Raw genomic sequence first — 20,115 nt, 5'->3', positions numbered from 1 at the left:
CAATTTCACCCTGTTTGTTCGTAAGTAATTTCTGCATCTTTCGGCACCCTAGATTTATCTATTTTTGGATAAATTTTATTTATTATTTTTGGAGATTACTCATGGCTACAGGTCGCGTAAAATGGTTCGACGAGCAAAAAGGTTTTGGTTTCATCGAGCGTCCAGACGGTAAAGATGTATTCGTACACTTCCGTGCTATTCAAAGCGAAGGTTACAAAACTTTAGCTGAAGGCCAAGAAGTTACTTTTGAAGTAGAAGAAGGTCCAAAAGGCCCTCAAGCTGCTAACGTAAAAGTTGCTTAATCTGGCTTTTAAGGCATAAGTCTCCAATTAGTCTTCAGATTGATTAGACACTAGCTTTAAGCTTAAAAAACGGTCCCTACGGACCGTTTTTTGTTTTTCAGCCTCTAGCTTAATTAACTAAAGACTCTGCCGCAGCGGCTGCAACATGAATGGCCGTGGTATCGTATAAAGGCAAGTCACAATGGCTTTGTTGTACTAATAAGCCAATCTCTGTACACCCCAAGATCACCGCCTCGGCACCTCGCGCTGCTAGCTCAGCAATTTCTGCCAAATACCGTTCTCGAGAGTCAGCACTGATTTTACCTAAACACAGCTCTTGATAAATAATCTGATGAACTGTCTCAATGCCCTTATCTTGTGGAACCAAGACTTCTAAGCCGCGCTGCTCTAGTCGCCCTTTATAAAAATCTTGCTCCATAGTAAAGCGGGTACCTAATAACCCCACTTTCTTAACACCATCCTCCAGCAATTTATTAGCAGTGGCATCGGCGATATGTAATAAGGGGATCTGCAGCGCTTGCTCCACTTCTGCTGCAACTTTATGCATAGTATTAGTGGCAATTAATAGAAAGTCAGCACCCGAAGCTTGCACCGATAACCCGGCGTCCACCATTTTATTGGCTAAGGCAGCCCAGTCACCTTGATGCTGCAGGGCCTCTATTTCAGCAAAATCTACGCTCACTAAGTTAATCTTCGCCGAGTGCAATCTCCCCTTTGCCTGCTTAATGGCTAGATTTAACTGCTGGTAATAGCTAAGGCTTGATTCCCAACTCATTCCACCAATAATGCCAATAGTTTTCATCGCTAACATTTACTCCTATTACCACTTAGTGGGTTTCTCTATTTCATAGAGCTCGTCGGCAATGCTATCAATACGATTTTGTACTACTGCTTGAGCATCTTGTAGGCCCTGATTGTAGTAAAAGGCCCCTATTTCTTCAGAGAAGAAATCCAACAAAAACTCTGCATCAAATTGGCCTATCTCAACGTCTAATTGCTGCTCACAATAGCCTTGAATTTTGTTTACCAACGCCGTTTTCTGCTCACTAGAAAACTCTATTTTTGACATGACTAGTCCTTATTCAAGCACTGATTAATCTGCTCTTCAGTTTTTATCTGTTGCTGCCAATAGCCAACATTTATCCAGTTGCCAAACTTAAAACCCACTCGTTCAAACTCTGCCACCTTATGAAAGCCCAAATACTCATGCAGTTTAATGCTTGCTGGATTTGGTAACGCTATACCTGCAATTACCGTGCTTATAGGATAGTCGGATAATCGCTCTAACAAGGCTTGATACAATCTCTTACCAATGCCTTTACCTGCTGCATTATTGGCAATGTAGATTGAGCTTTCTACGGAGAAACGATAAGCACTCCTCGGCTTCCAAGGGCTCACATAGGCGTACCCGAGAATTTCACCAGCTTCTTCAAATACCAACCAAGGCAGTTGTTTCTGAATACTGGCTATACGCTCCGCCATAACACCTTGACTCACTAGCTGCTCTTCAAACGTAGCACCACTAGTCTCAACGTAATAATTATAGATTTGGCAAATCTGCTGACTGTCACCCTCTCGAACATCCCTAATACATTCTGTCATAAACTACATATCCTTACGCTCACTCAACAATTGCTCAACGCTAGTCAAACTTACACCCTAAATAAGCAACGATTTTTCAACACAATTACCTTTTTACATATTGGAATGACCTAATTATCTTAACTGTCACAATTCTTGGCTTTAATATTATGAAATCCCATTTAAGCAAACGCTTTAACGGAAGTTAATCAATAAGTTGGAGAATTACTCCAGAATTTCAGGGACTAGACATGCGACTCACACTAATGCTTATACTCATAATAAGCTCAAACCCCAGCCTTGCGTTCAATAGTTACAAACTTCATCCTTTGCCTAATGAGCAAATCAATGAAAACGCCCAAGTTAACTATTTATATCAAAACACCAGCAAAGGGCCATTTAGGGTACGTATTGAAGGCTTAGTTGGACATGTTGAGAACTACGCAATCTTAAAGATCAATTGTGCGGCAGATGGCGGTGTTCAAGTTCGCCATAACCTAGTTAGCAATAACAACGCTCGACTAAACAACCAACAAGCTTTTCCACCTTTTAATCAAGTATTTAGTCCTAAACAAACTGATGCCTTAAACAATCAAAAGAGCTTTCAGCTTACTCACGCAAGTATTAACATCGGCAACCTTAGCATTCCAGCATCTACCATTTCACTTGCCGGTTTTTCCGAAACTTACCAACGAGTAGAAACACTCTGCTCAGAGCAAAAAATCGCCTCAAAACGTTAGCGCTAACACAGTTTAATTAAAAAGCTCACGAATTTGTCATACAAACTTGAATGCTCTTTTTTGCTTCTGTATATTCCAATCAAAACGGAAAAACAGGCTAATAATTAAACGAATTATAAAGATATTTATCAAGGAACTTTCGTGAGAACATTAGCAACAATGATTGGATTGCTTAGCACGCTGTCTTTTCAATCATGGGCATTTAATAGCCATTTGGTAGAAACCACTCCTGCGGAGTTTATCAATGCCAATGCCCAAATAAACTATCAAAGCTATACCACTAGTAAAGGTAAGCGCCCAGCGGGAATTCGAGGCTTAGTTGGTATCGTCGATGGCTATGCAGTTTTAAAACTAAGCTGCGCCAATGACGGTAGCGTTTCGGTTAAACACAACCTACTAAATGGCCCAAGCCAGCATGTATCTGTTGATAACCAAGCACTTAAAACTACTCTTAGCCAAGTTAACTATAGCTTGAGCTCAATGGAGCAAGTTGAACAACTAAAACGTGGTAGATACTTATTATTTAGCGATCAAGCGATTACAACAGGTAACGTGAAGCTAGATAGAAAGGCGATATCGCTAAAAGGTTTCGCCACAACCTACGACCGCATGCAACAACTGTGTTCTGTGGGCCATGTTGATTTAGCAATGCGCTAAGCAAAAAAAGAGCAGCCAATGGCTGCTCTTTTTATGGTTCTTACTACACTTACCCTTTCACTCAGCCTACCCTAATTGCTTAGTAAAATGATGGCTCTTAATATCAAAACCATTACGTAGGTAAAAGCGGTGCGCCCCAAAACGCTGTACGCCAGAGCCTAAATGAAATTGCTCGCACCCCTGTTGTTTAGCGTAACTTTCCAACCACTGTAGCAACTGCACACCAACTCCTTTAGAGCGTGCGTTTTCTACTGTGACTAAATCATCTAAATACAAATGTTTTCCCCAAGACAGCTTCCAGCCGATAACAAAACCAGCCACCGCAGCAACTTGCTCATCCATGGTTAAATAAGCCAATTGATAGCCCTGCTGCAGCTGTAAGCTGATTTGCTCAATCAACTGTTCCTTACTAAAGCTGGGGCGAAGCAGCAACATTACGTCAGCAAGTTTGGCTAAATCATTTTGAGGCGCGAATAACTGTATATGCATTACTTCTCTCAATTAAGTATTTACAGTGTTTTCATCATCCACACATTACAACCGCTGTGAATGCTATTAACAAAAGGCTCTGACAAATGGTTAAAACCTAAAGACTGGTACAAGGCAATAGCCGACTCCATGGTGCTTAAGGTATCTAAGTAGCACTGCTGATAACCACGTTGTTTTGCTTCTTGTAAACAATGTTTGGCTAAGGCCTTGCCAATACCTTGGCCTCGGCATTGTGGATTAACAAACAGCTTACGTAGCTCACAGGTTTTTGAAGCATTGTCTAATTCTGCAATACCTCCACAGCCTACAACTTGGTCTTGCTGCAATGCCACCCAATAACCCCGTTGAGGCTCACGGTAGTTCAGGCTCATTGCTTCTACTTCTGGATCAGAAGGTCCAAAGCCATCACCCATAGCGCCAAATTCACGGCCGCCACGCTGAATCAGCTGTTTAACTGCTTGGTTATGAGAGGCATCAATGGGATGAATCGTAAAACTCAAAACCATCTCCTAGTATTAAGCTTTATACTGTAGAAAAATCAAAGCCTTGTTAGAAGGACTCTAACAAGGCTGTTTGACAATATTATTTCGAGGCTACGCTGGCAGTTTCTTCTTCAGTGTCAGGGTCTGCAAACACCTCGGCCACAGAGCTACGCGTTAACTCACCCTTAAGATTGCCATCTTCATCTACCACCGGTAACGAGAACTCGGTTTCTAAGCTCTCGGTAAGTACACTTTCAATGATCGCATCAGGTGAAACCGTAGGCACATCTTGATACTCACAAGATTCAAACTGCTCATTATCTTTGTTGATTGAAGCTTCTTCTAAAGCATCTTGAGTAACAATGCCTTGATAACCTTCTTCGGTTACGTGGTAGGCATAATCCCCCTTGATTTTCTTCATCTGCTGTAAGGCTTCACTGATAGTATCGGCAGTAATCCGGCGAGCAGGTGGCTGCATCACGGTTTCTACCGTTAAGGCGCGAGCTCTGTTCACGTCTTTAACAAAAGCTTCAACGTAATCTGTTGCTGGGTGCAACAAAATGTCGTCTGGCGTGCCTTGCTGAACCACTTCACCATCTTTAAGGATGGCAATTTTGTCGCCTAAACGTAGTGCTTCATCTAAATCATGAGTAATAAAGATAATGGTTTTGTGCAAGGTTTCTTGTAGCTCGATTAGCTGATCTTGCATTTCACTGCGGATCAGCGGGTCAAGAGCTGAAAAGGCTTCGTCCATCAACAGTATCTCTGCGTCGGTACACAAAGCGCGAGCTAAACCAACCCGCTGCTGTTGTCCGCCAGAAAGTTGCGCCGGATACTGCTGCTCGTAACCATTTAAACCTACAGTATCTAACCACTCTTGGGCTTTAGCTAAGCGTTGCTCTTTAGCCACACCTTGTACAGTTAAGCCATAGGCTACATTCTCAATCACGGTGCGATGTGGCATTAAACCGAAACGTTGAAATACCATCGACATTTTATGACGACGAAAATCTTGTAACTCTTTAGAGCTCAACTTCATCACGTCGGTGCCTTCAATGCTAATCACCCCTTCGGTAGGGTCGATTAAGCGATTGAAGTGACGAATAAGGGTAGATTTACCCGAGCCCGATAAGCCCATGATGACGTAAATCTCACCCTGTTGAATCTCAAGGTTAATATCTTTTAGGCCTAGAGTATGGCCAGTATCAGCTAGGATTTTGTCTTTGCTTTCTCCGGCTTTAACCCTCGGCATTACCTGTTTAGGATTCTCACCAAATAGCTTGTACAAGCCCTGAATTTTAACGAGCGGCTCAGTCATGCTTTAGTCCTTGAAGGTGAGCTTGGGTGCGCTTGGCGTAGGCTTGCGACACACGGTCAAAGATAATCGCTAAAGCAACAATGGCTAAACCGTTAAGTAAACCCAAGGTGAAATATTGGTTAGTAATAGATTTTAATACTGGCTGGCCTAAGCCTTTTACCCCAATCATTGAGGCAATAACTACCATTGATAAGGCCATCATAATGGTTTGGTTAATCCCGGCCATAATAGTTGGCATCGCAAGAGGCATTTGCACCCCAAACAAACGTTGCCAGGTGCTAGCGCCATAAGCAGTGGCGGCTTCTAGTACTTCTTTATCCACTAAACGAATACCAAGATTGGTTAAGCGAATAACTGGGGGAATGCCGTAAATAACCACCGCAATCACACCGGGTATTTTGCCAATACCTAACAGCATCACTACTGGAATTAAGTACACAAAGGCAGGCAGCGTCTGCATAACATCGAGCATAGGCGTAATAATGGCTTGGGCACGATTGGAGCGAGCCATTATAATACCGATGGGTATGCCCAAGGCGATTGCCAGCATGGTACAGACAGTAATAATGCTCATGGTTCGCATCATGTCTTCCCACATGCCAAAGTAGCCCACCAACAACAGCGATACCACTGAACCAATTACCAATTTCCAAGAGCGACTGGCTAAATACACTAATCCGGCACAAACAATGAGTACCAACCACCAAGGCGTGGTGATTAGCAATTTTTCAAACCAAACTAAAAACTGCAGCAGGGGATCAAAAAACGATTCGATGGCCTCGCCATACTCGCGGGAAAAATTACGATAAGCACCATCTAAAGACTTACGAATAACGGTGAGATCGGCTCGACTCATTTGTGGAAAACGTTCCAACCATGACGAATCCGCCATAACAAACTACCTCTATATAAAAACGCGAAAGGCCAACCTAAGGTTGGCCTTTTTGTACTTAAACTACATACTGGCTAGGGCTTTACTTACCTTAGCGGCAACATCTTCTGGCACCCAAGCCTTCCAACTTTCTGGATTCTCACTCAAGTAGTGATACATAGCAGCATCACCATCGGCTTGGTTATCTTCCATCCATGCCAATAACTCGTTCATTTGCGCATTAGTAAACGAACGCTTAGTGATGTATTCATAAGCAGCAGGTGCTTTGCTAGCAAAATCTTCAGTAGTAACCGAATGCACCGCCGAAGGTGGGTACATAGTTACTTTAGGGTTTTCACAGTCTTCTTGAGTAGTACAAGTCAAGAATTCTTGCTCGTCGATACCATTACCAGTATCCACTTTAACCATTTTGTATTTACCCAGCACTGCGGTAGGTGCCCAGTAGTAACCAAACCAACCTTGCTCGCGAGCGTAGGCTTTTGCAATTGAGCCAGATAAGCCCGCGCCTGAGCCTGGATCAATCAATTCAAAACCTGATTTTTCAAGTTCTAAAGCGTTAAAGAGGTTGTTGGCAGAGATTTGACAGTTCCAGCCAGCCGGGCAGCCGTAGAAACCGGAAAGCTCTTTGCTTTCTGGGTGAACAAATAATTTAGCGTGTTTTTTAACACCTTCGATAGTGGCGATTTCTGGGTATTGGTCAACTAAGTATTGAGGAACCCAAAAGCCTTCTTCGCCGCCGTCAGATAATGATTTACCTGCAAAACGTAAGCGCTTTTCAGCAACACCACGTTCTAGCGTTTCTTTAGCAGAGTTAGTCCATAACTCGGGGGCAATGTCTGGTTCGCCTTTTTCCATCATAGATACGGTAGTTGGCATGGTATCCCCTGGCACCAATTCAGCGTCACAGCCGTAGCCATGTTCTAAAATAAATTTATCTACATTGGCAATAACTGTTGCAGAACTCCAGTTCATGTCGGCAATGGTTACACTGCCACAGCTGTCTTCTGCTTGAGCAAAACCGCTCACCAAAAGCAGTGCTGCGTATCTTAGCTTCATATCCCTATCCTTCCCTTTGTGTGCTTTCTTAGCGCCTAGGATCATACACTTCAAATAATTAGAGTTCAAATTAACTGCTGTGTATACCCTGCGCCTTAAGTATGGGATATACTCCCGAAAAAACCAATTTGGCCCGCTACCACTTATGCAAAAACCTGCTTACTGGCAAGACGTTCTCATTTCTTTGCGAAAAATTATTCGCGCGACCGATCTACAATCTAAACGGATTGTGAAAGCCTGTGGATTAACCATTCCGCAAGTTATGGTTTTAAGAGCAATAGAAGATTTAGGAACCGTAACAGTGAAGCACCTCTCCGATGAGGTATCACTAAGCCAGGCTACGGTTACAACCATCTTGAATCGTTTAGAAGAGCGCCAATTAATTGAGCGAATTCGCAGCGCAAGCGATCGACGCATTGTTAACCCGCGACTCACCGAGCAAGGTATTGGTATTCTCACAACAGTACCGCCACTGCTACATGAAGAATTTATTCAGCGCTTTGAAAGCTTGCAAGACTGGGAAAAAACGCAAATCCTGTCATCTTTGCAGCATATTGCATCAATGATGGACGCTCAATCCATCGACGCATCCCCCTTATTAGATATTAATGCACCACATAAAGATCTAAACAAATAAACCTAAAATAGTTATAGCTCAAACTAATTTTCAGTATCAGCAGCAAAACCCGAAAGGCTCAAGATGTCGGTAGCAACACCATCTAAACTATGTTGATTTTTCTTCGCCCAATACTGCTTAATGCCCTGCTCTCCTTGTTTGCTTGCCCAATTGGCCAAATCGTCACGCTGTGCCACAAAGTCATAAAAGGGTACCGACATGCCACACGAGCTTTGCACCATATCAATGTCTAACAAGTAAAGTTGCCGCGCTCCTGCTTGCTCTGGAAACAATTCAATATATTGCTGCCACTCAGCATCACCACGGTGCAGTGCTTTAGCTTGGCCATATAATCGCAGAATCACAGGCTTGCCTTCAAAGGCGCAAAACATAATGGTCATACGCGAGTTTTGTTTTAGGTGGGCGGCTGTTTCATTACCGCTACCGGTTAAATTGAGCCAAACAATTTGCTGCTGGTTAAGCACCCGAAACGAGTCCATACCTTTGGGTGATAGATTCACCTTGCCTTCGGCCGCTGCAGTAGCCACAAAAAACATCTTTTGCTGTGCGATAAACTCAATATGCGGGGGAATCATCGCACTAAATTGCTTGCCCATTTTTACCTCAAAACCATAATCAAAACCTACGCTTACTTACTAAGGTAACAAGCTATGTTTAATTCTCACTACATTGCCCAGCAATTAATCATCAAGGAATTATAAATTTGATCTGAGTCACGCTTTGCAATCTTATCGTATACCTCAAATGCTGCCCTATCTAAGCTATACAAAAGCATGGAGGCTATATGCACAAGACTCTCTTTTTGATGATATTTTTATCATCAATATGTTCTGCTAAAACCTTAAACATTCCTGGCTCGCCAAACGGTAATACCTTGCCCTTTGTGCTAGCCAAAGAAATCGTTAAACGCAGCGATATTTATGACTCGGTAGGTTACCCCTATGGCGATGCTGGCGAAATTTCCTTTGCTAAAACCGTTGCCGATTTAAATGATGGAGTACTTGACCTTTTTTGGACAGCCACCTCGGCCGATCGTGAGCAACAACAAAGTGCAGTGTATTTTCCGCTATATCGCGGCACCTTAGGTATGCGCTTAGGCATTGTTGAACAAGAGAAAAGTGAAACCTTTAAACAAGTGACCAGCTTTGCGCAAATGCGCCAATTTATTCCCTGCCAAGGTAAGTTGTGGGCCGATACAGCCATTCTTGAAGCTAACGGTATTAAAGTGGCTAAGAGCTTGGGTTATGGCAACATTTTTGCCATGTTAGAAGCTGACCGCTGTGACTACTTCCCACGGGGTATTTTTGAGCCTTGGAGCGAAGTTAAACGCGAAGCCAAATATAAGCTAACAGTAGATAGCTACGTCATGTTGCGCTACAAAATGCCGTTTTTCTTTTTTGTCAAAAAAGACAATCAAAGCTTAGCCGAACACCTCAACGATATTCTTTATCAGATGTTTGAAGATGGCAGTTATCAAAAAATGTTTCTTAATGACCCAGATGTAAAGAATGCCTTAGAGCTGGGTAAACTAGAAAAACGTACCATTTTTGATTTAGAAAACCCCTACCTTACTGACAAAGTAAATGCCATTCCGCAGAAGATTTGGTTTGACCCACTGGCTGGACAATAATTTATGAAAACAATTACCGCAAAACTCGCCTCGCTACTCGTTGTTGTTATTCTCGTGTCTGGGGTCATTGTAATCAGCGCATTATATTGGCTTAGCAGCGCGTCGTTGAACCAGCAATACCAAAACGACAAGTTAGCCCTCACCAAACAAATGAGCATTATTCTTAAAGAACCGGTGTTTGTGTATGACTTCGATGTCATTAAAGCCACCATCGATGCCTTTATCGATGAGCCGATGATCGCAGGCATCAAGGTAAGTGATCAGCGTGGCAAATTAATGGCCGAAAATCACGACTCTGGCTTTAGTCCAGATGAAACCATTAGCATTGATTTAGATTGGGATGGTAAGCCGCTTGGCACCATTGAAATTGGCGTCACCAAACAGGCCATTAACAGCGCCCTAAGCAATGAGTTAAGCGAAGACATCCTTACTATTATTTTCATGACGGCGCTAATTATTGTGTTGCTGATTCTAGCGCTTCGTAAAGTGATTATTGCACCGCTAGCCAATGTGAATAAGGTTCTTGCAGGCATTGCTCAAGGTGATGGCGATTTAACGGCGCGCATTCCCGTAACCAGCGAAGATGAAATTGGCCAACTTGGCCACAACTTCAATAGCTTTATCGAAACCGTACAAAGTATTGTTCAAGATATGGCCGAGGCCGCAACCCAACTAGAACTAGTATCTGAGAGCGTGCGGGTAATTAACGACAAAAACACTGCCAATACCTTTGAGCAAACAGAGCTAACATCTACCTCATTAACCAACTTGCAGCAGCTAGGTATCGCCACCAAAGAAATTGCAGGAAACGCCGAAAACACAGCCTCTCGCACTCAGCAAGCTTACCAATTATCCATGGATGGCCATAAAGCCATTGATGACAACATTGCACAGGTAAGCGAGCTAGTGAAAAATCTTGATCGCACCGCCGATGAAGTCACCAGCCTCAAGCAAGTAAGTGACAACATTGGCAGCGTATTAGATGTGATTAAAGGCATTGCCGAGCAAACTAACTTACTGGCCTTAAATGCCGCCATTGAAGCAGCTCGTGCGGGTGAGTCTGGCAGAGGGTTTGCGGTAGTTGCCGACGAAGTACGTGCTCTCGCCAGTAAAACTCACGAATCGACCTCTGAGATTGAGTCGATTATTGGGGATTTACAAAGCCAGGCAGAAACCTCTTACCAAGCTACTCAAGCCGGTAAAGAAATGGTCAGTCAAACCATCTCATCTGCCGAAGGCACTGGCGAATCGTTAGTGCAAATTAACCAAGAAATGAACTCGGTAAATGACATGATCACCATGATAGCTAGCGCCAGTGAAGAGCAATCCAACGTGACCAGCGCCGTTACTGCTGATATGGAATCTTTGAGTCTTGGTGCGCAATCTCTTAGTGAAGACAGCAAACAATTACAACAAGCCACCGAAGATTTATTAGAAGTGGGCCATCAGATGGTGACTCAAGTAAACCGCTTTAAGTATTAAGTTATTAGGGCCTGTTGATCTTTGGTGTTGAAATTTTATTCAAGATAAGCGGGCTTTAATCGCTGCGAGCACTTTGAAACCTAGTGGGCTAAGTGAAAAGTGTTCAACGAAGAGTAAAGTTCGCTTATCCGAACCCTTCGGGGCAGCATTTCTTAGCCATTTATTCAGCGTTAGCGAGTGATTATTAAGCCCACTTAACTTCACACTCACCGCCTTGCCTAAATGGCTAATAAATTGCTGTAAAAACCATCAGCAAAGATCAACAGGCCCTAGCTACACAACTAAAAAGCTTAAGCCTTTGCTTAAGCTTTTTATTTTCTCGATTAACGAGCTTATTTAGCTGACTGATGTTTCGCGAGAATAGAATCTAAATGGCTAGCAAAAGCTTTACGATCGGCTTGGCTAAGTGCAGCAGGGCCACCGGTATGCACGCCGCTAGAGCGCATCGTGTCCATAAAGTCACGCATGTTTAGTCGCGACTTAATGTTGCTTTTGGTATATAGCTCGCCACGTGGGCTTAAAGCCTGAGCTTGCTTGGTAATCACTTCATCGGCTAGAGGAATATCCGAGGTAATCACTAAGTCACCAGCAGCTACCCGCGCCACAATCTCATTATCAGCCACATCAAAACCCGCGCTAACTTGCAGACTACTAATCACCTTAGAGGGTGGCGTTTTTATATATTGATTGGCCACTAACGTAAGCGGTATTTGGGTTCGTTCGGCGGCACGGAACAAAATCTCTTTAATCACCACTGGACAGGCGTCGGCATCAACCCAAATTTTCATGGCATTCTCTCTTCAAACAATAATGCCGCTACTATGCCCAAGTGGCTGCTAATTACAAGCTAAGGCGCATATCAATGTTATACACATCGGTTTGAAAACCGCCATATTCAACAAAGCCGCAACGTTGATAAAAATGTCGCGCGCGATGATTACTCTGCTGAGTTCCTCCCATCAATACTAAGCTACGAGCACCTTGCCGCTTAAACTCAGCCATCAAGGGTTGCATCGCCGCCATGGCAAGCCCAGCATTTTGATAGTCATCGGCAATGCAGGGGGCAAGTATCACATCAAGTTCTGCTTGTAAGCTAACTCCCTGCACATAATAGCGCTGGTATTCCGGCTCTAAAATTTTCCGCTCGAAGATGAAATAACCGACAATTGCGGCCCCATCGGCAACCACCCAACGCTGCGCGCTGTCATCGGCAAGCGCTTCACACAAATGCTGAGCATACTCACTGCTTAAAGGATGAGGCCCAAAGCGACTGCGACTGGCTTCACTTAGTGCCACAAAAAACGCTCCTAGTGCCACTGCATCTTGCTGATTGAGCAGCCTGAGCAAAAAGTCTTGACCATCTTTAGCTTTTATTGGGAACTGCGGCATATCATCTCTTGTTATTAAATTGCGTGGATTAAGATTACTTTGGCGGCAAACTATGCACAAAATTAAGGCAATATTGTAACCACTGCCCACGTTGCTCAGGCTCAAGCAAACCCTCTGGTGAAACGTAGATCATTCCTTTCATTGGTTTTCCTGTAAAGGTCATTTCGGAAGCAAATTCTAAGCGTAAGCAGTCTTGATATTGATTTGGTCCAACTCGCGCCATTAGTTGCTTATCAACAATGCCACAACACATGTGGCCGGCCACCATAAAGCACAAGCCACCAAACATCTTACGTTCACTAAACTCAACTTGGCTGGCTAGCGCTTGGCGAATTTTTTCAGCCAATTCCAAATCGTAGGTCATTATTCACTCACCTCAAAAATAGAATCAATCACCAACGGCAAGTTGGCGCGCAGCGACGTAGCACCAAATACTGAGCGAGCATGTAAACCCTTGTCACCAAATACTTCCACCATCAATTTAGAGCAGCCATCTAGCACAGCTGGGTGTTGCTCAAATTGCTCGGTGGCATTGATGAAACCCTGTAACTTCACAACTTGGCTTACTCTATCTAATGAACCTAGATGTTGCTGCACGGCAGCTAAAATATCTAAGCCAGCCAAACGGGCAAACTGCGCCCCTTGCTGGTGAGTAAACTCTCTGCCAATTTTACCCTTTGGCGGCTCTTGTAAACCGGCAACCGGCCCCTTCCCCGAGACATAAAGCAAATTGCCTGTTTGTACGCAATTACTATAACTGGCGGCAGGGCCTGTTGGTTTAGGTAAACTAATTCCTAGCTCTAGCAAACGCTCGGCTATACTCATTAAGTGACTCCCTAACAAAATATCGTTAATACCCTTTATTGCCTTCAGACTAGCACGATTTCAGCGGCCCGCTTTTGCTAGCTCAATATTGGCGCTTAACCCTAACTTACTGTAAGCTGCACGCCCGCCACTTAGCGGCCATACTTACTATCACAAGAGACCAACTATGAGCTTTGACTCCCTGGGTTTATCTAAACCTTTATTAGACGCCGTAGCCGCACAAGGTTACGACACGCCCTCTCCTATTCAAGCCAAAGCCATTCCTGTGATTTTAGAAGGCAAAGACATCATGGCCGCCGCGCAAACCGGCACCGGTAAAACAGCAGGTTTTACCTTGCCATTGCTAGAATTGCTAAGTAAAGGACCTAAAGTTCGCGCTAATCAAGTTCGCGCCCTTGTGCTCACCCCAACACGTGAGCTAGCTGCGCAGGTTGGCGAAAGCGTGAGTACTTATGGCAAGAACATGGACCTAAGCTCTACGGTAGTATTTGGTGGAGTGAAGATTAACCCGCAAATGCAAAAGCTGCGTCGTGGCGCAGATGTACTGGTAGCAACCCCTGGCCGTTTGTTGGATCTTTACCAGCAAAACGCCTTTCGTTTTCAGCAGTTAGAAGTGATTATATTTGACGAAGCTGACCGCATGTTAGACATGGGTTTTATTCACGACATTAGAAAGATTTTGGCCTTGCTGCCAAAACAGCGCCAAACCTTAATGTTCTCGGCTACCTTCTCTGAAGAAATTAGAACACTGGCTAAAAGCTTAGTTAAAGACCCCGTTGAAGTATCGGTGACACCACCAAACGCAACTGCCAAAACCGTAAAACAGTGGATTGTACCGGTTGATAAAAGTAAAAAGTCTGGCCTGCTTACTCAGCTGATTAAAGATAATGATTGGCAGCAAGTATTGGTATTTAGCCGCACCAAACATGGCGCCAACCGCTTAGCCAAACACTTAGAACAACGCAAAATCTCAGCAGCAGCGATTCACGGCAATAAAAGCCAAGGTGCACGTACCCGAGCGTTGGCCGAATTTAAAAGTGGTGATGTACGAGTATTAGTTGCCACCGATATTGCAGCACGTGGCTTAGATATCGATCAATTGCCACAAGTGGTGAACTTTGATTTACCTAATGTGGCCGAAGATTACGTGCACCGCATTGGCCGTACTGGCCGAGCGGGTTCAACAGGTCAGGCAGTGTCTTTGGTATGTGCTGATGAAGTGGGAGATTTAATTGGCATTGAGCGACTCACTGGCCAGTTATTAGAACGAAAAGAAGTAGCCGGTTTTGAACCAAGCACCCAGTTACCAGTAACCCGCGATACTCGCCCCTTAAAAGCTAAAAAGCCGAAGAAGCCTAAAAGTCCACGTAGCGAACATAAAGATGGTCAGCGCTCTAGCGAAAATGCTCGTGGTAATAAACCGGTCGGAAAAAATCGCCGCCATACTGGGGGTGGCACCAATAAGACCAGCCGCCGCTTTGCTAAGCCTAATACAAACAACTCGGGCAACAGATAACAAAAAGCCGGTGATATCACCGGCTTTTTTCTAGGCTAAAAACTCTCTTCTAGCCGATTTACTGGTTTTAAACTTGCCGCCGTAGGCCGAAGTTTGGGTGCTTGAGCTTGCGTCCATCACCCCGCGTGCTTTCACGCAGAAATGGGTTGCCTCGATGCTAATAGCTACGTCTTCGGTTCCCAACAAGCTTTGTAAGGCCACCAGCACTTGTTGAGTTAAGCGCTCTTGTACCTGCGGACGCTGCGCAAAGAAGCGCACAATGCGGTTAATTTTTGACAAACCAATAATGTGGTCTTTAGGAATGTAAGCCACCTTCGCCAAGCCATCGATGGTGACAAAATGGTGCTCACAGGTGCTGGTAAAGGTAATATCTGACACCTTCACCATCTCTTCCACGGCCATTTTATTTTCAATGATACTGATTTTTGGGAAGCGCGAATAATCTAAACCCGAGAACACCTCATCAACAAACATTTTTGCAATGCGATGCGGGGTTTCAGCCAAGCTATCATCACTTAAATCTAAACCCAAGGTAGCCACTACATCAGTCAAAGAGGCTTTTATCTTATTGTACTTCTGCTCATTGCTTAATTGATTGTCCACTAAGGGAGTTTCTATCCCTTTCTCAATCAACGCTTGGCGTACTTGAATTGCCTCTGGTGACAAGCAAGCGTCTTTTCTAAATTGTTTTTCAGCTAACGCTACTTTCATAATCACTTCCTTTAGATAGTTTCTTGGTTCACCCGCTACGGTTTAGTTAACAACACTATTAACCCTAGACCAGATGGCGACCACCGTCTAAGCCGATGGTGCGACCGGTTATATATTTGCTAGCCAGCAAGTAGTTAACCGCTGCTACTGCTTCACTCGCGCCCGGCTCAAGCGCCATTAATGATTTTGCCAAGGCCTTGGCCCGATACTCCGGAGGATCATCTTGGTTAAACATTAACAACGAGGGCGCAATACTATTCACTTTTACCGCTGGTGCAAGCTTAGCGGCAAAAGAATGGGTTAAATTAGCTAAACCCGCTTTACTGGCCGCATAAGCAATATGCTTGCTACTGCCTTTATCTGCGACATAATCCGTCATATGAATGATGTCGCTAGCTTGTTGATCTTGATGATTTTTTAGTAGCTCTTCAAAGGCGATATTGAGCTGATAAGGCGCACTAACATGCACACTCCACATGGCTTGCATTAATTGGTGCTGATTATCTAGCGCGGTATTATTTAACCACTGCGAAGCATTATGGATAACAGCACGTAAGGCAGAGTAGTTCTCGAGTACATAGGCAATAAACTGGTTAATGCCTTGCTCGTCGCTAAAATCAGCAATGATGCAGTCTGCGCCTTTATCTCGTAAGGCTTGTACCGCAGGCTTGTCACTTCGATAGGTCACAATCACCGAGTAACCTTGCTGCAGCAAATCTTCAGCAATGGCTAAACCTAAGCGCTGGGTGCCGCCAGTAATTAGCACTGGTGCACTGCTGTTAGCTGGCTTACTCGGCATCACGCGAGCCCGATAAAGTCACCGATACCGAATCTGCGAATCGTAAGGCATGCGGTTTATCTACGGTGATGCTGGCGTTAATTACCCGCGGTTCATCCATTGCGAGGGTAAGTAAATCAGCACACAGTTTTTCCAGTAAGCGAAAGTGGCCTTGCTCAACGTGGGCGATCATCGCTTTGGTAATTACTTTGTAATTGAGTGCTAAATCCTCACTATCTGCTTCGCAGGCTTTACTTGCTTGGTACCGAATTTCGGCATTTATCACCACGTCTTGCTGCTTGCTAAGCTCTTCTTCGTTAAAACCGATATACGTTCGCAAGCGCAAATTGGTAATGGTAATTAAAGCCGGTTCGAGCCGGAAACTATTAGCCAGTGGCGCCAAGTTAGAAACATTTGTTTTAGACACGTTGCTCATTGAGCTCTCTCTTAATATTTAAATTGCTTACTACATACCTAGCCCAGTTTGCAGGGCTTTAACAGCTGAAACGTTTTTTTGCTGTCGTTTGTGTGAAGGCAAGCTAAGACTGTTTTTGAATCACCAAACTTACCGAGCCCACTTTAAATCCAAATTTTCGCATCACCGACTCATTCACAATGGTGGTTGAGTTAACCAAATACATTTTGTCTTCAACCACTACATCTAGCGGTTTGCCTTTATATTGCAAAGTGAGCACATAGTCCATAAACAAGGCATTGCCTGCCAGGTGCATCTTGGCGGGTTTGCTAACATCGTTAGCACTGGCTAGGTAGCTACCATCTTCCTGCTTAACCAAAGTCCAAATGCGTTGCTGCTTCTCGCCATCGTCAAAAACAAAATGCTCATCAAGAGTGCCTACCCCTTGCTCGTCCCAGCTGGCATCGATGGTTACGTTAAAATAACGAATCAATTCTCCCGAACGGTTTTTAACAATGCCATGCGCGCTAAGTTGGCCATCAAAAAAGTTTTCCAAAACCAAAGTGGGTTGGTTGTCTGCATAACTGGAAACATCGGCACTAGAACAGCCCCACAAACCTGCCAGTAGGCTAAGTAATAAGAGGTATTTTCGATGTACGCTAGAGGCTAGTTGCATATCTATCTACGCCAGTTTTAACAATTACTCTTAAAACGGCTAGTGAGTGGGAATAGATCTACAGGCTTGAATTATTTGTTAATTCCAATCGCGGGGGGCACTTTCTAGGCATTTTACACAGGAGAGTTCTTTGCCAAGCATGCTAAAACGCCCCTGGTAATTAAGCACCCACGGTCGGTTTTGCCATGGCGGCTGGTGACGAACGTGTTGATAGTGGCCACAAGCTAACCGAGCGACCCAATGGCGCTCTTCGTCTAACTGAAAGCCAATTATTATTTGTAGCATTGCTATCCTTAGCGACTAAACATTTCCCTTAACACCATGTGCGTGCGCACCATCACCATTTTTTCCATTTGCTCTAGCTGCAAACGAATGTCTTCTAGGCGAGCCATTGAGGCCACTTCAACGTACAGCAACATATCTACGTCACCTGAAATGGCCTGACAGCGTTTAATTTCCGGAATGCCGCGCATAATCTCTGCATAAGCTTCACAATTGTGTTCTTTGTAACGAAGTTCTAAATGCGCAGCAATCGGCGCTTGCTCGCTATGGGTGCCCAAACTAGCGTGATAGCCACTTATCTGCCCACTGCTCTCTAAATTGGCGATGCGCTCGGCGGTGGCCGAACGCGAAAGGTTTACCTGTCGAGCAATTTGACTCACCGGAGTACGCGCATTGGCCACTAACATAGCGACAATTTTTTGATCAAACTTATCCAAGCACTAACTTCCCTTTAATCACCCTATTTAACATGACCAAGCTTTTCACGGATTAAGCTAAACCGACTCTGGCGCGAACCACGCCAGCTCTTTGTGCAACTCTGTAACGCTGCCTACAACAATTAAAGACGGGCTTTCGGCTTGCTGCGCCAACGTTGGTAGTTCAGCTAAACTGCCGGTTAATACGCGCTGCTGCGGCGTGGCACCACGCTCAATAATGGCACAAGGGGTGGTATCGGCTAAGCCATTTTTAATCAGATTTTCCTGAATGGTTGGACACTGCTTAAGGCCCATATAAAACACCAAGGTGTGATTAGAATGCGCTAAGGAAGGCCAATCAATATCCTCACCATGTTGTTTTAAATGGCCGGTAATAAATTGCACACTTTGCGCATGGTCGCGATGAGTAAGTGGAATACCCGCATAGGCGGTACAACCCACCGCGGCAGTAATGCCAGGCACCACTTCAAAAGCTAAGTTTTCGGCTGCTAATGATTGCAACTCTTCACCGCCACGGCCAAAAATAAACGGGTCGCCGCCCTTTAACCTAACCACGTGTTTGCCTAACTTGGCTTGGTCTACCAAGATTTGGTTAATTTCATCTTGCGGTACAAAGTGATGATCAAGCTTTTTGCCAACGTACACCATCTCTGCGGTAGGCGAAGCTAAATCGAGGATCTCTTGCGACACCAAACGGTCAAATACAATGACATCGGCCGTGCGGATGCGCTTCACCGCCTTTACGGTAAGCAAGTCTGGGTCACCAGGTCCTGCGCCAACCAGCGAAACAAAACCCAGCTCGTTAATAGCGGTTGATGAAGAGTGGGGCATTGTCTGTTTCCTTATTACTTGGTAGAGCGAATATTATATTTAGTGTAGCGGGCCTTAAGACCAAAACCGTAGAGTATCAGTTCATAAGCTTCAAATACAAAAAAACCCCTAGCAACAGCAAGGGGTTATCATTTTGGAGGTAAAACTACTATGTATTGTGCTTAAGCAGCTTTACGTTGTGGCAAGGTTTTACCGTGAGTAACGTAAAGGCTTAGGCCAGTTACCAATAAGCCACCCACCAAGTTACCAAGAGTAACTGGAATTTGGTTCCATACTAACCAATCGGTGATAGTGAACTCGGCACCTAACATCATGCCTAATGGGAATAGGTACATGTTTACTACGGCGTGTTCAAATACCAAACCAAAGAAGATGAAGATTGGGAACCACATCGCCAATACTTTACCGCCAACGGTTTTAGAGGTCATAGCACCAACCACACCTAAACACACCATCCAGTTACACAAGATGCCTTTAACAAACACGGTAATCCAACCGTTTAAGCCATGCTCGGCAAAGCCTAAAGTACGGGCTGTTGAAGCTTTAACAAAGGCTTGGCCTACTGCGCCAGGCTCAACACTAAAGTTCATGGTAAAGGTTAAGGCAACCAAAAACGCTACCGATACCGCACCAATAAGGTTACCTAAACCCACTAATAGCCAGTTACGAAGCACACCTTTGGCGGTGACACCTTGGCGTTTTTCAAACAGCGACAATGGCGCTAATGCAAATACACCAGTTAGTAGGTCAAAACCCATAAGGTTCAAAATACAAAAACCAACTGGGAATACTAAAGCACCCACAATAGGCATACCGGTTTGCACTGCTGCGGTAATGGCTACAGCTACTGCAATCGCTAAAATTGCACCGGCCATAATGCCGCGCACAATGGTATCGCGAGTAGACATAAATACTTTGCTTTCACCGGCATCGATCATGGTTTGAACGAATTCAGCGGGTTTTACGTAAGACATAATGCTTCCTTAATT

Annotated in this window: 28 protein-coding genes; 7 read left to right on the top strand and 21 right to left on the bottom strand. The window is 44.4% G+C overall.

Going from position 1 to position 20,115, the window contains the following annotated elements:
• The first annotated feature begins 101 nt into the window (after positions 1-101).
• A complete protein-coding gene (locus OV592_RS00715; protein ID WP_016399963.1) occupies positions 102-302 on the top strand; it encodes a cold-shock protein in 201 nt (66 codons plus the stop codon).
• A 109-nt stretch (positions 303-411) separates the two neighbouring features.
• On the opposite strand, the gene OV592_RS00710 is transcribed toward OV592_RS00715, so the two are convergent.
• Genes OV592_RS00710 through OV592_RS00700 form a run of 3 tightly spaced genes read right to left on the bottom strand, consistent with a single transcriptional unit; the run spans position 412 to position 1,904 of the window.
• The gene (locus OV592_RS00710) at positions 412-1,104 is read right to left on the bottom strand and encodes an aspartate/glutamate racemase family protein (RefSeq protein ID WP_406611405.1); all 693 of its coding nucleotides are present in this window, start codon (positions 1,102-1,104) and stop codon (positions 412-414) included.
• An 18-nt stretch (positions 1,105-1,122) separates the two neighbouring features.
• On the bottom strand, positions 1,123-1,371 hold the full coding sequence (locus tag OV592_RS00705; RefSeq protein WP_152783860.1) for a DUF2164 domain-containing protein: 249 nt from the start codon (positions 1,369-1,371) through the stop codon (positions 1,123-1,125).
• A gap of 2 nt (positions 1,372-1,373) precedes the next feature.
• The gene (locus OV592_RS00700) at positions 1,374-1,904 is read right to left on the bottom strand and encodes an N-acetyltransferase family protein (protein WP_406610060.1); all 531 of its coding nucleotides are present in this window, start codon (positions 1,902-1,904) and stop codon (positions 1,374-1,376) included.
• Between the two features lie 230 nt (positions 1,905-2,134).
• Between OV592_RS00700 and OV592_RS00695 the strand changes: the two genes are divergently transcribed.
• Entirely contained in the window at positions 2,135-2,623 is a 489-nt protein-coding gene (locus OV592_RS00695) for a hypothetical protein (protein ID WP_406610059.1), read from the top strand.
• 141 nt (positions 2,624-2,764) lie between these two features.
• Entirely contained in the window at positions 2,765-3,280 is a 516-nt protein-coding gene (locus tag OV592_RS00690; protein ID WP_406610058.1) for a hypothetical protein, read from the top strand.
• 66 nt (positions 3,281-3,346) lie between these two features.
• Here the strand turns inward: OV592_RS00690 and OV592_RS00685 are convergent, their stop codons facing one another.
• From OV592_RS00685 to OV592_RS00665, 5 genes are all read right to left on the bottom strand, one after another.
• On the bottom strand, positions 3,347-3,769 hold the full coding sequence (locus tag OV592_RS00685; RefSeq protein WP_406610057.1) for a GNAT family N-acetyltransferase: 423 nt from the start codon (positions 3,767-3,769) through the stop codon (positions 3,347-3,349).
• A 20-nt stretch (positions 3,770-3,789) separates the two neighbouring features.
• The gene (locus OV592_RS00680) at positions 3,790-4,275 is read right to left on the bottom strand and encodes a GNAT family N-acetyltransferase (protein WP_406610056.1); all 486 of its coding nucleotides are present in this window, start codon (positions 4,273-4,275) and stop codon (positions 3,790-3,792) included.
• Between the two features lie 76 nt (positions 4,276-4,351).
• Positions 4,352-5,569, bottom strand: coding sequence for a glycine betaine/L-proline ABC transporter ATP-binding protein (locus OV592_RS00675; RefSeq protein ID WP_016399971.1), 1,218 nt, complete (start codon positions 5,567-5,569; stop codon positions 4,352-4,354).
• Positions 5,562-6,461 carry a proline/glycine betaine ABC transporter permease gene (locus tag OV592_RS00670; protein ID WP_016399972.1) on the bottom strand — a complete coding sequence of 300 codons (900 nt, stop codon included), beginning with the start codon at positions 6,459-6,461 and terminating at the stop codon, positions 5,562-5,564. The genes OV592_RS00675 and OV592_RS00670 overlap by 8 nt, the downstream gene beginning before the upstream one ends.
• 63 nt (positions 6,462-6,524) lie before the next feature.
• Complete coding sequence (locus tag OV592_RS00665; RefSeq protein ID WP_152783869.1) at positions 6,525-7,517, bottom strand: ABC transporter substrate-binding protein; 993 nt, start codon at positions 7,515-7,517, stop codon at positions 6,525-6,527.
• A 145-nt stretch (positions 7,518-7,662) separates the two neighbouring features.
• Between OV592_RS00665 and OV592_RS00660 the strand changes: the two genes are divergently transcribed.
• Positions 7,663-8,154, top strand: coding sequence for a MarR family winged helix-turn-helix transcriptional regulator (locus OV592_RS00660; RefSeq protein WP_016399974.1), 492 nt, complete (start codon positions 7,663-7,665; stop codon positions 8,152-8,154).
• A 23-nt stretch (positions 8,155-8,177) separates the two neighbouring features.
• Here OV592_RS00660 and OV592_RS00655 read toward each other — a convergent pair whose 3' ends face one another.
• A complete protein-coding gene (locus tag OV592_RS00655) occupies positions 8,178-8,750 on the bottom strand; it encodes a pyridoxamine 5'-phosphate oxidase family protein (RefSeq protein WP_406610055.1) in 573 nt (190 codons plus the stop codon).
• Between the two features lie 188 nt (positions 8,751-8,938).
• Here OV592_RS00655 and OV592_RS00650 point away from each other — a divergent pair, with 188 nt between their 5' ends.
• Together OV592_RS00650 and OV592_RS00645 are read left to right on the top strand one after the other, a co-directional pair.
• Positions 8,939-9,784, top strand: a complete 846-nt coding sequence (locus OV592_RS00650; RefSeq protein WP_406610054.1) for a hypothetical protein — start codon at positions 8,939-8,941, stop codon at positions 9,782-9,784.
• Positions 9,785-9,787: 3 nt separating this feature from the next.
• A complete protein-coding gene (locus tag OV592_RS00645) occupies positions 9,788-11,266 on the top strand; it encodes a methyl-accepting chemotaxis protein (RefSeq protein WP_051147543.1) in 1,479 nt (492 codons plus the stop codon).
• A gap of 332 nt (positions 11,267-11,598) precedes the next feature.
• Here OV592_RS00645 and OV592_RS00640 read toward each other — a convergent pair whose 3' ends face one another.
• From OV592_RS00640 to OV592_RS00625, 4 genes are read right to left on the bottom strand one after another with little or no spacing between them, the layout of a single operon-like run.
• Positions 11,599-12,054, bottom strand: coding sequence for a YaiI/YqxD family protein (locus OV592_RS00640; protein WP_016399978.1), 456 nt, complete (start codon positions 12,052-12,054; stop codon positions 11,599-11,601).
• Between the two features lie 52 nt (positions 12,055-12,106).
• The gene (locus tag OV592_RS00635; protein WP_406610053.1) at positions 12,107-12,655 is read right to left on the bottom strand and encodes an N-acetyltransferase family protein; all 549 of its coding nucleotides are present in this window, start codon (positions 12,653-12,655) and stop codon (positions 12,107-12,109) included.
• A 34-nt stretch (positions 12,656-12,689) separates the two neighbouring features.
• On the bottom strand, positions 12,690-13,019 hold the full coding sequence (locus OV592_RS00630) for a TfoX/Sxy family protein (protein ID WP_406610052.1): 330 nt from the start codon (positions 13,017-13,019) through the stop codon (positions 12,690-12,692).
• Positions 13,019-13,480: a RidA family protein gene (locus OV592_RS00625; RefSeq protein WP_016399981.1), complete on the bottom strand. Its 462-nt coding sequence runs from the start codon at positions 13,478-13,480 to the stop codon at positions 13,019-13,021. Before OV592_RS00625 ends, OV592_RS00630 begins: the two co-directional genes overlap by 1 nt.
• Positions 13,481-13,646: 166 nt before the next feature.
• On the opposite strand from OV592_RS00625, the gene OV592_RS00620 reads away from it, so the two are divergent.
• Positions 13,647-14,996, top strand: a complete 1,350-nt coding sequence (locus tag OV592_RS00620; RefSeq protein WP_406610051.1) for a DEAD/DEAH box helicase — start codon at positions 13,647-13,649, stop codon at positions 14,994-14,996.
• Positions 14,997-15,026: 30 nt separating this feature from the next.
• Here OV592_RS00620 and folE read toward each other — a convergent pair whose 3' ends face one another.
• The 8 genes from folE to OV592_RS00580 form a co-directional block, all read right to left on the bottom strand.
• Positions 15,027-15,707, bottom strand: coding sequence for a GTP cyclohydrolase I FolE (folE, locus tag OV592_RS00615; protein ID WP_406610050.1), 681 nt, complete (start codon positions 15,705-15,707; stop codon positions 15,027-15,029).
• A 64-nt stretch (positions 15,708-15,771) separates the two neighbouring features.
• On the bottom strand, positions 15,772-16,506 hold the full coding sequence (gene folM, locus OV592_RS00610) for a dihydromonapterin reductase (protein WP_406610049.1): 735 nt from the start codon (positions 16,504-16,506) through the stop codon (positions 15,772-15,774).
• The gene (folX, locus tag OV592_RS00605) at positions 16,496-16,921 is read right to left on the bottom strand and encodes a dihydroneopterin triphosphate 2'-epimerase (RefSeq protein WP_227981481.1); all 426 of its coding nucleotides are present in this window, start codon (positions 16,919-16,921) and stop codon (positions 16,496-16,498) included. Before folX ends, folM begins: the two co-directional genes overlap by 11 nt.
• 103 nt (positions 16,922-17,024) lie before the next feature.
• Positions 17,025-17,576 (bottom strand): DUF3833 domain-containing protein, encoded by a 552-nt coding sequence (locus OV592_RS00600; RefSeq protein WP_406610048.1) that lies wholly within the window; start codon positions 17,574-17,576, stop codon positions 17,025-17,027.
• A gap of 78 nt (positions 17,577-17,654) precedes the next feature.
• Positions 17,655-17,861, bottom strand: a complete 207-nt coding sequence (locus OV592_RS00595; protein ID WP_040306610.1) for a DUF3565 domain-containing protein — start codon at positions 17,859-17,861, stop codon at positions 17,655-17,657.
• A gap of 8 nt (positions 17,862-17,869) precedes the next feature.
• Complete coding sequence (locus tag OV592_RS00590) at positions 17,870-18,295, bottom strand: Lrp/AsnC family transcriptional regulator (RefSeq protein WP_016399988.1); 426 nt, start codon at positions 18,293-18,295, stop codon at positions 17,870-17,872.
• A gap of 57 nt (positions 18,296-18,352) precedes the next feature.
• The gene (gene cobA, locus OV592_RS00585) at positions 18,353-19,126 is read right to left on the bottom strand and encodes a uroporphyrinogen-III C-methyltransferase (RefSeq protein WP_406610046.1); all 774 of its coding nucleotides are present in this window, start codon (positions 19,124-19,126) and stop codon (positions 18,353-18,355) included.
• Between the two features lie 161 nt (positions 19,127-19,287).
• Positions 19,288-20,100 carry a formate/nitrite transporter family protein gene (locus tag OV592_RS00580; RefSeq protein WP_016399990.1) on the bottom strand — a complete coding sequence of 271 codons (813 nt, stop codon included), beginning with the start codon at positions 20,098-20,100 and terminating at the stop codon, positions 19,288-19,290.
• Between the last annotated feature and the right edge of the window lie 15 nt (positions 20,101-20,115).

This window comes from Agarivorans sp. JK6, assembly GCF_045277145.1.
Classification (GTDB): domain Bacteria; phylum Pseudomonadota; class Gammaproteobacteria; order Enterobacterales; family Celerinatantimonadaceae; genus Agarivorans; species Agarivorans albus.
This window is presented reverse-complemented; position numbering and strand designations above follow the sequence as displayed.

What these genes read in the sequence shown, in the direction of transcription:
- cobA (WP_406610046.1), bottom strand. Translation starts at nt 19,126, where the DNA reads ATGCCCCACTCTTCATCAACCGCTATTAACGAGCTGGGTTTTGTTTCG.
- OV592_RS00625 (WP_016399981.1), bottom strand. Translation starts at nt 13,480, where the DNA reads ATGAGTATAGCCGAGCGTTTGCTAGAGCTAGGAATTAGTTTACCTAAA.
- OV592_RS00700 (WP_406610060.1), bottom strand. Translation starts at nt 1,904, where the DNA reads ATGACAGAATGTATTAGGGATGTTCGAGAGGGTGACAGTCAGCAGATT.
- folE (WP_406610050.1), bottom strand. Translation starts at nt 15,707, where the DNA reads ATGAAAGTAGCGTTAGCTGAAAAACAATTTAGAAAAGACGCTTGCTTG.
- OV592_RS00710 (WP_406611405.1), bottom strand. Translation starts at nt 1,104, where the DNA reads ATGAAAACTATTGGCATTATTGGTGGAATGAGTTGGGAATCAAGCCTT.
- OV592_RS00635 (WP_406610053.1), bottom strand. Translation starts at nt 12,655, where the DNA reads ATGCCGCAGTTCCCAATAAAAGCTAAAGATGGTCAAGACTTTTTGCTC.
- OV592_RS00595 (WP_040306610.1), bottom strand. Translation starts at nt 17,861, where the DNA reads ATGCTACAAATAATAATTGGCTTTCAGTTAGACGAAGAGCGCCATTGG.
- OV592_RS00580 (WP_016399990.1), bottom strand. Translation starts at nt 20,100, where the DNA reads ATGTCTTACGTAAAACCCGCTGAATTCGTTCAAACCATGATCGATGCC.
- OV592_RS00670 (WP_016399972.1), bottom strand. Translation starts at nt 6,461, where the DNA reads ATGGCGGATTCGTCATGGTTGGAACGTTTTCCACAAATGAGTCGAGCC.
- OV592_RS00715 (WP_016399963.1), top strand. Translation starts at nt 102, where the DNA reads ATGGCTACAGGTCGCGTAAAATGGTTCGACGAGCAAAAAGGTTTTGGT.
- OV592_RS00660 (WP_016399974.1), top strand. Translation starts at nt 7,663, where the DNA reads ATGCAAAAACCTGCTTACTGGCAAGACGTTCTCATTTCTTTGCGAAAA.
- folM (WP_406610049.1), bottom strand. Translation starts at nt 16,506, where the DNA reads ATGCCGAGTAAGCCAGCTAACAGCAGTGCACCAGTGCTAATTACTGGC.
- OV592_RS00645 (WP_051147543.1), top strand. Translation starts at nt 9,788, where the DNA reads ATGAAAACAATTACCGCAAAACTCGCCTCGCTACTCGTTGTTGTTATT.
- OV592_RS00685 (WP_406610057.1), bottom strand. Translation starts at nt 3,769, where the DNA reads ATGCATATACAGTTATTCGCGCCTCAAAATGATTTAGCCAAACTTGCT.
- folX (WP_227981481.1), bottom strand. Translation starts at nt 16,921, where the DNA reads ATGAGCAACGTGTCTAAAACAAATGTTTCTAACTTGGCGCCACTGGCT.
- OV592_RS00695 (WP_406610059.1), top strand. Translation starts at nt 2,135, where the DNA reads ATGCGACTCACACTAATGCTTATACTCATAATAAGCTCAAACCCCAGC.
- OV592_RS00680 (WP_406610056.1), bottom strand. Translation starts at nt 4,275, where the DNA reads ATGGTTTTGAGTTTTACGATTCATCCCATTGATGCCTCTCATAACCAA.
- OV592_RS00650 (WP_406610054.1), top strand. Translation starts at nt 8,939, where the DNA reads ATGCACAAGACTCTCTTTTTGATGATATTTTTATCATCAATATGTTCT.
- OV592_RS00620 (WP_406610051.1), top strand. Translation starts at nt 13,647, where the DNA reads ATGAGCTTTGACTCCCTGGGTTTATCTAAACCTTTATTAGACGCCGTA.
- OV592_RS00600 (WP_406610048.1), bottom strand. Translation starts at nt 17,576, where the DNA reads ATGCAACTAGCCTCTAGCGTACATCGAAAATACCTCTTATTACTTAGC.
- OV592_RS00675 (WP_016399971.1), bottom strand. Translation starts at nt 5,569, where the DNA reads ATGACTGAGCCGCTCGTTAAAATTCAGGGCTTGTACAAGCTATTTGGT.
- OV592_RS00665 (WP_152783869.1), bottom strand. Translation starts at nt 7,517, where the DNA reads ATGAAGCTAAGATACGCAGCACTGCTTTTGGTGAGCGGTTTTGCTCAA.
- OV592_RS00630 (WP_406610052.1), bottom strand. Translation starts at nt 13,019, where the DNA reads ATGACCTACGATTTGGAATTGGCTGAAAAAATTCGCCAAGCGCTAGCC.
- OV592_RS00705 (WP_152783860.1), bottom strand. Translation starts at nt 1,371, where the DNA reads ATGTCAAAAATAGAGTTTTCTAGTGAGCAGAAAACGGCGTTGGTAAAC.
- OV592_RS00640 (WP_016399978.1), bottom strand. Translation starts at nt 12,054, where the DNA reads ATGAAAATTTGGGTTGATGCCGACGCCTGTCCAGTGGTGATTAAAGAG.
- OV592_RS00655 (WP_406610055.1), bottom strand. Translation starts at nt 8,750, where the DNA reads ATGGGCAAGCAATTTAGTGCGATGATTCCCCCGCATATTGAGTTTATC.